At 57.2% G+C, this 11366-nt stretch carries 12 protein-coding genes; 10 read left to right on the forward strand and 2 right to left on the reverse strand.

The genetic code is table 11. The features are described 5' to 3' along the window. The first annotated feature begins 2 nt into the window (after positions 1 to 2). The 10 genes from gspF (at position 3) to gorA (ending at position 8424) form a co-directional block, all read left to right on the forward strand. A complete protein-coding gene (gspF, locus tag AAGD24_RS10140; protein WP_036207105.1) occupies positions 3 to 1214 on the forward strand; it encodes a type II secretion system inner membrane protein GspF in 1212 nt (403 codons plus the stop codon). Positions 1215 to 1278: 64 nt separating this feature from the next. Next, positions 1279 to 1716: a type II secretion system major pseudopilin GspG gene (gene gspG / locus AAGD24_RS10145; protein WP_164732128.1), complete on the forward strand. Its 438-nt coding sequence runs from the start codon at positions 1279 to 1281 to the stop codon at positions 1714 to 1716. Continuing rightward, entirely contained in the window at positions 1698 to 2252 is a 555-nt protein-coding gene (gspH, locus tag AAGD24_RS10150) for a type II secretion system minor pseudopilin GspH (RefSeq protein WP_052479533.1), read from the forward strand. The genes gspG and gspH overlap by 19 nt, the downstream gene beginning before the upstream one ends. Next, positions 2249 to 2623, forward strand: coding sequence for a type II secretion system minor pseudopilin GspI (gspI, locus tag AAGD24_RS10155; RefSeq protein WP_036207111.1), 375 nt, complete (start codon positions 2249 to 2251; stop codon positions 2621 to 2623). Before gspH ends, gspI begins: the two co-directional genes overlap by 4 nt. Then, positions 2623 to 3417 carry a type II secretion system minor pseudopilin GspJ gene (gene gspJ / locus AAGD24_RS10160; RefSeq protein WP_273623291.1) on the forward strand — a complete coding sequence of 265 codons (795 nt, stop codon included), beginning with the start codon at positions 2623 to 2625 and terminating at the stop codon, positions 3415 to 3417. Before gspI ends, gspJ begins: the two co-directional genes overlap by 1 nt. Next, positions 3410 to 4423 carry a type II secretion system minor pseudopilin GspK gene (gene gspK / locus AAGD24_RS10165; protein ID WP_164732127.1) on the forward strand — a complete coding sequence of 338 codons (1014 nt, stop codon included), beginning with the start codon at positions 3410 to 3412 and terminating at the stop codon, positions 4421 to 4423. The genes gspJ and gspK overlap by 8 nt, the downstream gene beginning before the upstream one ends. A 78-nt stretch (positions 4424 to 4501) precedes the next feature. After that, positions 4502 to 5806, forward strand: a complete 1305-nt coding sequence (gspL, locus tag AAGD24_RS10170; RefSeq protein WP_379864950.1) for a type II secretion system protein GspL — start codon at positions 4502 to 4504, stop codon at positions 5804 to 5806. A gap of 4 nt (positions 5807 to 5810) precedes the next feature. After that, entirely contained in the window at positions 5811 to 6341 is a 531-nt protein-coding gene (gspM, locus tag AAGD24_RS10175) for a type II secretion system protein GspM (RefSeq protein WP_091643781.1), read from the forward strand. Between the two features lie 22 nt (positions 6342 to 6363). Continuing rightward, a complete protein-coding gene (locus AAGD24_RS10180) occupies positions 6364 to 7029 on the forward strand; it encodes a GNAT family N-acetyltransferase (RefSeq protein ID WP_041334903.1) in 666 nt (221 codons plus the stop codon). 33 nt (positions 7030 to 7062) lie between these two features. Further along, positions 7063 to 8424: a glutathione-disulfide reductase gene (gorA, locus tag AAGD24_RS10185; protein WP_379864953.1), complete on the forward strand. Its 1362-nt coding sequence runs from the start codon at positions 7063 to 7065 to the stop codon at positions 8422 to 8424. A 19-nt stretch (positions 8425 to 8443) separates the two neighbouring features. Here gorA and AAGD24_RS10190 read toward each other — a convergent pair whose 3' ends face one another. Together AAGD24_RS10190 and AAGD24_RS10195 are read right to left on the reverse strand one after the other, a co-directional pair. Further along, positions 8444 to 10387 (reverse strand): ATP-binding protein, encoded by a 1944-nt coding sequence (locus tag AAGD24_RS10190; RefSeq protein WP_036207124.1) that lies wholly within the window; start codon positions 10385 to 10387, stop codon positions 8444 to 8446. Beyond that, positions 10380 to 11366 carry an ABC transporter substrate-binding protein gene (locus AAGD24_RS10195; protein ID WP_151982124.1) on the reverse strand — a complete coding sequence of 329 codons (987 nt, stop codon included), beginning with the start codon at positions 11364 to 11366 and terminating at the stop codon, positions 10380 to 10382. The genes AAGD24_RS10190 and AAGD24_RS10195 overlap by 8 nt, the downstream gene beginning before the upstream one ends.

Raw genomic sequence — 11366 nt, forward strand, 5'->3', positions numbered from 1 at the left:
CCATGCCAGCATTCGATTACAAGGCACTCGACAGTCGCGGCAAACAGAAACAGGGCGTTGTCGAGGCCGATGCACCAAGGGCGGTTCGCCAGCAATTACGTGAACGGGGCCTGACGCCCCTGGCGGTGGAGCCGGCCTCGGAGAAACAGGCCCGGAGCAACCCACTGAGCAGCCGGGGCAGCCTGGCAACGGCGGACCTGGCTCTGGTGACCCGTCAGTTGGCGACGCTTATCCAGTCCGGCATCCCCATTGAACAGGCGCTTTCGGCGGCCGCCCAGCAGTCTTCCAAGCCTCGTATTCGCAGCATGCTGATTGCCATACGCGCCAAGGTCATGGAGGGGTACAGCCTGGCGGACAGCCTGGGTGAATTCCCACGGGCATTTCCACGGCTCTATCGCTCCACCGTGGCTGCGGGTGAACACGCCGGGCACCTGGATTTGGTGCTCAACCGGCTGGCGGACTATACCGAGGCCCGGCAGGAGGCCCGTCAGAAAATCCAGTTGGCGGCCATTTACCCAATCATTCTCAGCGTTGTGGCCATTGCCATTGTGGTGTTCCTGTTGACCTATGTTGTGCCGGACATCATCGAGGTGTTTGTAAAGCAGGGGCAGGAGCTTCCGGCGCTGACGGCCGCCATGCTGGCAGTCTCTGATTTTCTGGGCAACTACGGTATCTATCTGCTGATACTGATCATTATGGCACTGGTTGTTTTCCGGTGGTCATTGAAGAAACCCTCGTTCCGGCTCCGCTTCCATAAAAGCCTGCTGAACATGCCGCTGTTTTCAGGCATGGTTCGCGGTGTCAACACCGCACGCTATGCCAGTACACTGAGCATTCTGACCACCAGCGGTGTACCGTTGGTGGAAGCCATGCGTATTGCCGGTGAGGTGCTCTCAAATGACCACCTGCGTCAGGAGCTGCGGGATGCAGCAAGAAAGGTGAGTGAAGGCGGTTCCCTTCATCGCTCGCTGGACCAGACGGGGTACTTTCCACCGATGATGCTGCACATGATCGCCAGCGGTGAAGCCAGCGGCGAGCTGGACAGCATGCTGGAGCGGACTGCGACGATGCAGGAGAACACCCTGCAATCCAAGATTGCCGCCATCGTGGGCCTGTTCGAGCCGATGATGCTGCTGTTGATGGGCGTGGTTGTGTTGATTATCGTGCTGGCAATCATGCTTCCGATCCTGAATATGAGCAACCTGGTTGGTTAGGCCAGGACCGGCAGGCCAACCCCATTTCCAAACCCAGAGATAGGGACAGATGAAGAGCGAAACAATGAAACATCAAATGGCACAACGGGGTTTTACCCTGATCGAAATCATGGTGGTCATGGTTATTCTGGGCTTGCTGGTAGCCATTGTGGCTCCCAACATCATGGGGCGAAGTGACCAGGCCCGCGTGACCGTCGCCGAAACCCAGATGAGCAACATCGCTAACGCGTTGGACCTCTACCGCCTTGATAACAGCCATTACCCGTCAACCCAGCAGGGCCTTGAGGCACTGGTGTCCAAGCCCAGTGGCAGCCCCGAGCCGCGGAACTGGAATCCGGAAGGGTACCTGAACAGCGTTCCCGAAGATCCCTGGGGTGCGCCATACCAGTATGTAAACCCAGGCACGGAAGGCCCTTATGATCTCTACTCGTACGGTGCCGATGGCCGAGAGGGCGGTGACGGTGATAACGCCGACATCAGCGTATGGAAGGTCAGGGACTGATAGTGCTCTCCAGGACGCGACAGTCGGGCTTCACACTGATCGAAATACTCGTTGTCCTGGTGGTGGTTGGGCTGCTCGCGGCGCTTGCGGTTATGTCGATGGGTGGTAGCTCGCGTGATCGCGAGATGGAAAATGAAGTACGCGAGCTCTACCTGCTGATGCAGACCGCCTCGGAGCAGGCGATACTGAACAATACTGAACTGGGCCTGATCCTCGAGGAAGACAGCTATCGTTTCGTCGCCTGGGAAGAGTTGAGTGGCGAATGGAAACAGCCAGCCGAGCGGATGTTCCGGACACGGAGTTTTCCGGAATGGATCACGGCGACTGAATACATCGAAAGCGATACCCCACGCCTGGCGTCTGACGAAGATGAACTGAGGCCGGATGTGGTGTTTTTCTCCAGCGGTGAAACCACGCCCTTTGAGATTGAGTTCCTTGTTGGCCGCGATGATTCCCGGATGCATACCATTGCGTCTGATGGCGTTTCTCCCTTGGAATGGCGCCATCCCGGAAGCGAGGAGGTCGAGGAAGAATGAAGGGCCAGCGCGGTTTCACACTGATTGAGGTCTTGGTGGCTCTGCTGGTTTTCGGCCTGATTGCCACCGCAGCCGCTGAGGTGGGTAGTCAGTATATTTCCAGCTATGAGCGGATTCGGGACAAAACACTGGCTGGCTGGGTGGCGGACAATCGCATCAACGAAATCCGGCTTCAGGAAAACCTGCCCTCTATTTCAGAGAACTCGGAAGACATCGAATACGGCTCCTATCAATGGCAGGTAACCACTGCTGTCCTTGCCACCGAAGACCCGTCCATTCTCCGTGTTGAGGTGACCGTGGCTCAGTATCGCGGCAACAGACCTGAGCCCGCCCCGATCCACACGCTGTCTGCGTTTATTGGTGAGAACTGATGCCGGCCTCCATGATCATTGCTCAACACAGGTCGCGTCCCTCCGCCCAAGCTGGCTTTACCCTGATGGAAGTGCTGATCGCGGTTACCATCACCGCTGTTATCGGCCTAGGGGTATGGCAGGTGTTGGGCAGTGTGGTCTCGTCCAGGGACCGGGTCAACGAAGTCGCGGAACAGTTTGATAATATTCAACGCACCATGCTCTTGCTGGAGCGGGACATTACCCAGGTGGTGAACCGGTCCGCCCGTGACATTTACGGCGATTTCCGTCCTGCTCTGACCAGCCGTGAGGAAGAGTTTTCATTGATTCTCACCCGCCAGGGCTGGCGAAACCCACTGGGCACCCGCCGCAGCAGTCTGCAGCGGGTGGGCTGGGAATACACCGGGGATGAATTGCGCCGGCGGTACTGGGTAACCGTCGACAGGGGGCAGGAAGACAACAGCCAGGACCTTCTTCTGCTCTCGAACGTCACCGATTTCACGGTTCGTTTTCTCGATGATCAGCGAAACTGGCGGGATGAATGGCCTGATGAAGAGAGTATGGCCAATATGACACCGGGTACGCGCCCCGATATTCCCTTACCGCTGGGTATTGAGGTCACCATTGAGCATGAACGTTTTGGAGAGCTGGTAAGAACCTTCACGCTTCCTGATTTTGACAACGACGTTGCCCAGGGTGTGGTGAATAGCGTCAACGATGCCGCAGACGATCAAGACGATGATCAACAACAGGATCAGAATCCAAACCCAAACCCTGGCCAGGACTCATCGGGGACAGGAGTGACGGGTGGCTAAACATCCATTCATTGGTAGGCACGGTGGTCGCCAGAGTGGCGTTGCACTGATTATGGTGCTCCTCGCCATGGCGCTGGTGGTCATGCTGGCAACAGGCATGACCCAGCAGCAAAGCGTGCGGGTATTCCGAGCCAGCCACTACCTTGCCCAGCAGCAGGGGCACAGCGTGGCCCTGGGTGCGGAAGCCTTTGCCCGCCAGATTCTGGTGCGCGACTTTGAGGACGACAAGGAGAACAACCTCATGGTCGACAGCCTGGACGAATTCTGGGCAAAGAATGCCGCCATCCTCCCGCTGGACGACAACGGCGTGGCGGAGGTTCAGATTGATGATCTCGGTGGCAGGATCAACCTCAACGACCTGGTAAGCGCCAACGGGCAGGTCGACCCCATTGTTCGTGATCGAATCGCCCGTTTGCTCCAGGTGCTCGAAATCACCACTGTCAATGTCGATGCGCTGGTGGATTGGATCGACCCGAACGACCAGACCGTCAGCGCGTATGGGGCCGAGGACGGTCAGTACCTTTCCGCGGATCCGGCCTACCGGGCCGGCAATCAACCCTTTGTTGATGTTTCCGAGCTTCGCATGATTGATGGTATGACCGAGGAAGCTTATCGGGCACTGAGACCACACGTAACGGCGTTACCGGTGACGGGGTTGGGCATCAACGTCAACACTGCGACGGCACCAGTGCTCAGGTCTCTCCATGAGGAACTGACACAGGCTCAGGCAGACGCTATTCTGGAAAGACGCACAGAAGAGCGCTTCGAGAATGTACAGGACTTCCTGGCAATAGATGAATTTGCGGGGAGGGGGATGAAACCCACGGGCCTCGGTCTGCAAACCCGTTTTTTTGAAGTAGTATCGCGGATTACCTACGATAACCGGGTTGCCAACCTGGTCAGCACGGTTTATCGAAGCCCGGAAGGCGAGATGCAAACCGTGTCTCGTGACACCGGGCAAAAGAATCGTATTACCAAGGAACCGTTCACGATCTCCGGGGAATAGGGAAGTCCGGAGCCGGAAAACCGTTACAAAAAGAACCGATAACCCCCCAGAGGGTTTCGAAAAAGGAAACTGTTCAGAATGTCATATCGCCTCTACGTCAGGCCACGGCCACCGTTCGCGGACCTCGACGCCAACCCGGAAGCCCAGTTGTACAATTGGGTGCTGGTGGATGCCAGTGGAGATGCCCAGGCCCGGGGAACCGCGGATTCACGAGACACCATCGAGCAGACTCTGACCCAGAACGATCTCGAGAATGTGCTGTTGGTGGGTCTCATTCCCGGCGATGAGGCGCTCTTCTGCGTAGCGGACATTCCCGCCAAACAAACGCGATTTGTTCATCAGGCGCTCCCTTACGCGGTTGAGGAGCAGGTTGCCCAGGACATCGAAAGTGTTCATCTGGCCCTGGGTAACCGCACGGAGAAAGGTTTTCGGGTGGCGGCCATAGACCACGGGCAAATGGCCGAATGGGTGGTGATGTTCAGTGGTTGGAATCATCTTAAGCTGGATGCGATCTACCCGGATTCAAGCTTGCTGCCGTTAACTGAAGGCGGCTGGTCGGTGTGCCTGGATGGCGATTCCGCCATGCTTTCCAGTGATCAGGGGGAGTGGCTCAGTGTTCATGCGCGAAATCTCGCGATGTTTGCGCAGACGCTGGCGCTTCCACCGTCTGATGAGGTGGTCGCCGAGGTGCCGGTGACCGTTTACGGCACTGAGCAGGAATTTGAGCACCAGCAGGCGGACCTGAGCGAGCTGAAATCGTCAGGGCGCCTGGTAGTTCGCGAGGAAACGCTGGAACTGATGCCACTGGAACTGCTGGCACACTCCCACCATCATCACCTTTGCCAGCCGATCAACCTGTGCCAGGGGGCCTACAGCATCCGCACGGGCAAATCGAGTGCGCTGGGCGCATGGAAACCGCTGGTTGCCGTGGCCTGCGTATGGTTTGTGATCCAGATTGGCGTGGAAGTCGGCATGGGATTCTACTACCAGCAGCAAGCCGATGATATCCGGGAGCAGGCGATGGCAGTTTATCGTGAGGCCTTCCCGGGAGACGCCAGGACCCATTCCGGTAACGTGCGCCGGGTTGTTGAGGGGCAGTTGCGTCAACTTCAGGCGGAAGGGCCAAACGCCGGTTTTCTCACGTTGATGAAGTACACGGGTGAACAGTACTCGAAGATTCCCGATTCACGCGCTGTCACCTTCAATTCGGTGAACTACAGCCAGAATCGCGGGGAACTTGTGGTCGATGTGCGTGCAGACAGCTATGACAAGCTCAGCACCCTGAGAAATGGCCTGACCAGTCGCGGATTGGAAGCGAAGATCGGCTCGGTGGTTAACGAATCCAATGGCGCCCGCGGGCGTCTGACGGTTTCCGGAGGATAATGGCATGTTAAACAGGATCAAGGAGCAGCCAGCCGTCGGAAAGCTCATCGCCCAGTATGACCAGTTGCCTCGCAGGGACCAGCAGGCTCTGTCTGTTCTTGCGGTGGCCGTTCTCCTCGGCATTCTCTACTTCGGAGTCTGGCGCCCTGCCACGGGTTTTCACAACGAAGCTGTCGAGTCTAGGGAGCGTGCCACTGAACTCTTGGCGTGGCTTGAGGCTAATCGTCAGTCATTGGAGCGTCTGTCCAGTGCCAACTCGTCTTCGGGGGGCGCAGGTTCTGATACGCCGGTAGACGGTAGAGCACTTATGGCGCTGGTGACGCGCAGTGCCAGCGAATCAGGCCTTTCGCTTCAGCGCTTCGAGCCCAGTGGTGAGAACGCCATTCGCGTCTGGCTCGAGGGTGCACCGTTCACCGAGGTGGCCAACTGGTTGGAACGTCTGAACACTAGCCACGGTGTTCAGATAGATCAAGCGTCCATGGACCGACAGAACGATCCAGGGATCGTATCCGTACGTCTGACGTTAACGATTTGAGGCAGACACTGGAGAACATGTGATGAGTGACGGCACACAGAACAAGAATAGCCAGGAGCCAGTCATTGTTCGACTCGATGGAAGTGCCCGAAATGAGGCGATTTCCATATTAGTCCATGCGTACCGGGATGAACCGACGTTCCAGTACCTGTTTGATCATCGTCGGCCTGGCTATCAGCAGCGCGTGCGGGCCACGGTGCGGGAACTGATTGATCTCTATTTTGGTCTGAATCAGGATGCGGTGGGTGTGCTGGTGAACGATACACTTGTTGCCGTTGCCTTCATTGGCGAGCCGGAGCTCCGGCTGAACCTTGCGGAGCAGCTTAGCTGGCGCATTCGCATGGTTCTGACAGCCGGGTTTGCCTCTACCCGTCGTTACCTGGATTACCATGAGAAAATTCGGGAAATGCTACCCCAGCCTCTGGCTCACCAGTTGCCATTGATGGGAGTGAATCCGAACTATCAGAACAAGGGGTATGGGCGACTGCTGTTATCCACGGTTGAGAAGCTCTGTGCGGAAAATCCCCGGGGAAGCGGGCTTGTCCTGGATACAGGCAACAGCCGCTACCTTCCGTTCTACGAGTCCGAAGGGTTCCGGAGCCTTGGCACCATTCGCCTGGGAAGCTTTGAGGATCACATACTATTCCGTGAGGTCCGCCCCGACGAACAGGCGGCGGTCTCCGGTTGAACGAACAGATTGTCGAAAAAGACAGGAGACGCTGTGTCTGACAGACAGGATTTTGATCTTATTGTTGTGGGTGCCGGTTCCGGTGGTGTCAGGCTGGCACGCATGTCCGCGGCCAAGGGCGCTCGTGTGGCTGTGGTGGAATCGCGCTATCTTGGTGGAACCTGTGTGAATGTTGGCTGCGTCCCCAAGAAACTGTTTGTCTATGGTTCCCACGCGGGTGAAGACATCGAGGACGCTGCGGGCTATGGCTGGAACGTGCCAGGAGATCAGGTCAGTTTTGACTGGACCAGGCTGGTTGCCAACAAAAACGCCGAAATCGAACGTCTTAACGGTATCTATGGGCGCATGCTTGCCAATGCCGGCGTTACGGTTATCGAAGGCACCGCGACACTGACCGATGCTCACACGGTGGTAGTGGGAGAGCGGTCCTATACCGCGAAGCATATCACTATTGCCACCGGCAGTTGGCCCGTGGTCCCGGATGTGCCAGGCAAGGAATGTGTTCTTACCTCGAACGAGATGTTCTATCTGCCGCAACTGCCGAGGCAGGCAGTGGTCTGGGGCGGTGGCTACATAGCGGTGGAGTTTGCCGGTATTCTTGCCGGGCTTGGCGTCGAGACAACACTTCTCTATCGCGGTGATCTGTTCCTTCGGGGCTTCGATGACGACGTTCGTGAGTTTACCGCTCAGGAAATGCGGAAAAAGGGCGTGGACCTGCGCTTTGGCGTCAATATCGAATCCATCGAGAGCGAGGACACTCACTACAACGTCAACCTGACCGATGGCTCCCGGCTGAATACCGGTCTTGTGATGGCGGCGACCGGGCGCCGTGCGTTGGTGGACGGCCTGGGACTTGAGGCGCTTGGGGTTCAGCTCAGTGCCTCGGGCCATGTGGTTGTGGACGATCACTTTCAGTCCGCCGTACCCTCGATTACAGCTCTTGGCGATGTTATCGGCACCCCGCAACTGACGCCGGTGGCGCTTGCCCAAGGCATGGTACTGTCCCGGCGACTGTTCGGAGACGGCCAGGGCGAGATGGACTATACCTGCATTCCTACGGCGGTCTTCTGCCAGCCCAATATCGGAACGGTCGGCCTGACGGAAGCAGAGGCGAGGGAAGCCGGGCATAAGCTCCGTATCTACCGGTCGGAGTTTAAACCGATGAAACATACCTTGAGTGGGCGGGATGAGCGGTCACTGATGAAACTGGTGGTGGACGCTGACACTGACCGGGTGCTGGGTGCTCACATGGTTGGGCCCGATGCCGGAGAAATAACCCAGGGGATAGCGGTTGCCCTGAAAGCTGGCGCGACCAAAGCGCAGTTCGACAGCACTATTGGTATTCATCCGACCTCCGCTGAAGAGTTCGTAACCATGCGCGAGCCCGTCGCGTAATCTTGCTAAAAGCCGCTGGTTACACCCGTATCCAGCGGCTGAGTACTGTTCTCAGGTTTTCTTTTCTCACCGGCTTGGCGAGGTAATCGTTCATGCCTGCCTCTCGACAGCTGGTCTCGGTTCCCGGAAGGGCGTCCGCTGTCAGTGCGATAATGGGAGTTCCGCCCTGGCCGTTGCTCTTTTCCCATTCCCGGATGCAGCGGGTGGTTTCATAGCCGTCCATCACCGGCATCTGGCAGTCCATCAGGATAACGTCGTAGCCGGAGTGATTGGTTCGAACCAGTTCCAGTGCCTCCTCACCATTGGCTGCAGCGTCTGTCTCAAAGCCCAGCCGCCGGAGCAGGGCAGTGGCGACCCTTTGGTTCACCATGTTGTCCTCCACCACAAGAGCACGGGCTTGCTCGCCTCCGGTTTTGATGGGGCCCTGATCTGCGGCCTCAACATGATCGACCCGGTTTGCCAATTCAAAGGGCAGCTCGAAGCGGAACTGCGACCCTTTGCCAATGTCGGTCTCGACTTTGACGTGACCGCCCATCAGCTCAACCAGTCTCTGGACCAGCGAAAGCCCCATGCCGGTTCCACCATAACTGCGTGAATCACCCGTATCGAGTTGCTCAAATGAGTTAAAGATGTCGTGAATCCGTTCGACAGGAATGCCACAGCCGGAATCGCTGACGGTGCAGTTGAGCACCAGGCAGTTATCCTCAACAGAGAAAAAGTTAGCCTGTACTTTGATGAAGCCGTCGCCTGTGAATTTGATGGCATTATCGATAAGACCCGCCAGGATCTGGCGCAGGCGTGGTGAGTCTCCCAGCACAAGCAGGCGATCCGGCCAGTCTCCGATAAACTTGGTGGACAGCGCCAAACCTTGCTGCTCGGCGACATGACGGTAGCTGGCGGTGCAGTTGGTGATGAGTTCTTTCAGGTCAAACTCGCGGTTATCCAGTTCCAGCGTACCCCGGTCAATATGGGAATAGTCCAGGATGTCATTGATGACCGTCAGCAAGTCCTCAGTGGACTGCCGCGCCGTTTGGAGATAGTCCTTTTGCCGAGCACTCAGAGCCTCGTCGGTCACAAGTTCGATCATTCCCAGAACACCATTGAGCGGTGTGCGTAACTCATGGCTCATGGTGGCAAGAAATTCGGATTTGGCTCGATTCGCCATCTCCGCGCGTTCCCGGGCTTTTTCAGAAGAAGCCAGGGTTTCGTCCCGGGATGCCTTAAGGTTCCTCAGATGCCTGGAGAGAGCATTGAGGCTTTCCTCCAGTTCCCGGGTTTCGCGAGTGGCGCCGGCAAGGCCGACCTCAACTTCCTCGTATTCCCGATTGGTCAGTTTTGCAACTCGGCGGGACAGGCCATGGATCGGTGAGACGATACTGTTTAGAGAGTGTTTGACGATTAGTAGCGTAAACAGCAGCAGTGAAAATCCAACCGCCAGTGATGTCCAGAGTATATCCTGCCGGCGTGCTGCGAGTTGGGCTTTGTTGACGCCCACCTGAACAGTACCGACGCGAAGCGCTCCTGACCCGAATCCGTAGTTGGGCTCAAACCATTCGGTCTGGCGATCCTCCCCCAGATCGAGCGGTTGCTGCAGTATCTCAGATTCGAAGACGTCGAAGGTCTCCTCGGCACTGATATTGCCCGGGTCGTCCGTGGACACAAAGCCAACCTCTTCGCCCACCACGTTGGAGACGCGTATCCATTGGGCGCGGCTGCGCCGCAGCGATTGCGACAGTATCTGTTCCAGGGACGCCGTGTTCCCCGAAACGACGGCGTATTCAACCGCCGGCGCCAGGCTGTCAGCCAGCATCTGACTGCTGTCAGCCAGGTCCTTGCGGGCGTCATCAAGCCGAGCAGACGTAAAGAACACCATCAATACGATAAACATGACGATCGCTGGTGCGGCACCCAGTAGCAGAAGCTTCCGCGTGAGGGAGACTGGCCTGCCCATACGCTTACTCATCAGACGCCTCCTCAGAACCGGCTAACCGCTCGCTAATAGAGTTGATGATCTCCTGACGGTCGGGCAGCGGAATGTTCAGGGAACGCGCAACCTGGTCGTTGAGCTCAATCCTGAAGACATCGGGATAGGCGGGCGGGGGAAACTGACCATCGCGGCGGTATTGTTCTATGTAATTCGCTGCCAGTTTGGCAATCTCGGTTAAAGGGGTATAGGTAGACGCCAGCGATCCCGCTTTGACATAAGCCTGACTCGGGCCGATGACAATCCGGTTACGACGATAGGCCGTCAACAAGATGTGCTTGATGGTTCGGGGGTTGTATATACCACTGTCCGGTGCGGCCAGAATAAAGTCGCCGTAGTTCAGCGCGTGAATGAGCGTTGGTATCAGGTCGTTGTCGGAACTGACGACAAATACTCGTGCCTGGAGCCCGTAAGCTGGAAGTTTTTCAACCAGGGATTCGTAGATTTCGACGGTCTCGGGGCGGGCAAGCATCGCCACCCGGGTGGCATGAGGCAGGATTTCCTGTCCAGCGACGGCCTGCCTGATTAAAGGGGGATTGTACAATATGCCGGAAACCGAACCTTCAGAGCGCTCTGCATAACCTTTGATGAATGATTGATCCACAAGCAGAGCCAGGATGGGTACGTCACGATTCCCTTGCCGGACTCGGGTAAAGGCTTCTGGTCCGAGCGTAATAACGGGTGTGGTTTTGTCCTGAGACGCCTGGCCGCTATTGAAGGAGCGAATGTTGATACCACTACCCAGGGCCTCCTTAAGAAGGGAGAGCATGCGGCGGTTCAGTGCGGAGTTCTCGGAACCGGCCAGGTACACCTGGGTCCCCGAAGAGGATTGCGCGTAAACAGGCTGCAAAGGCATGGACAACACGAAAAGCAGGAACAGTACGGCACTGGCCAGGACGCACCGACTGGCATGGCCGCCTGATTCATTCCCCACTTTGGTGTTGTACGTTGGTTTCAT

Origin of the sequence: Marinobacter sp. M5B, from assembly GCF_042604615.1 — a bacterium.
In the GTDB taxonomy this organism is placed as follows: domain Bacteria; phylum Pseudomonadota; class Gammaproteobacteria; order Pseudomonadales; family Oleiphilaceae; genus Marinobacter; species Marinobacter salarius.

What these genes read in the sequence shown, in the direction of transcription:
- AAGD24_RS10180 (WP_041334903.1), top strand. Translation starts at nt 6,364, where the DNA reads ATGAGTGACGGCACACAGAACAAGAATAGCCAGGAGCCAGTCATTGTT.
- gspJ (WP_273623291.1), top strand. Translation starts at nt 2,623, where the DNA reads ATGCCGGCCTCCATGATCATTGCTCAACACAGGTCGCGTCCCTCCGCC.
- gspM (WP_091643781.1), top strand. Translation starts at nt 5,811, where the DNA reads ATGTTAAACAGGATCAAGGAGCAGCCAGCCGTCGGAAAGCTCATCGCC.
- AAGD24_RS10190 (WP_036207124.1), bottom strand. Translation starts at nt 10,387, where the DNA reads ATGAGTAAGCGTATGGGCAGGCCAGTCTCCCTCACGCGGAAGCTTCTG.
- gspI (WP_036207111.1), top strand. Translation starts at nt 2,249, where the DNA reads ATGAAGGGCCAGCGCGGTTTCACACTGATTGAGGTCTTGGTGGCTCTG.
- AAGD24_RS10195 (WP_151982124.1), bottom strand. Translation starts at nt 11,366, where the DNA reads ATGAAACCAACGTACAACACCAAAGTGGGGAATGAATCAGGCGGCCAT.
- gspL (WP_379864950.1), top strand. Translation starts at nt 4,502, where the DNA reads ATGTCATATCGCCTCTACGTCAGGCCACGGCCACCGTTCGCGGACCTC.
- gspF (WP_036207105.1), top strand. Translation starts at nt 3, where the DNA reads ATGCCAGCATTCGATTACAAGGCACTCGACAGTCGCGGCAAACAGAAA.
- gspG (WP_164732128.1), top strand. Translation starts at nt 1,279, where the DNA reads ATGAAACATCAAATGGCACAACGGGGTTTTACCCTGATCGAAATCATG.
- gspH (WP_052479533.1), top strand. Translation starts at nt 1,698, where the DNA reads ATGGAAGGTCAGGGACTGATAGTGCTCTCCAGGACGCGACAGTCGGGC.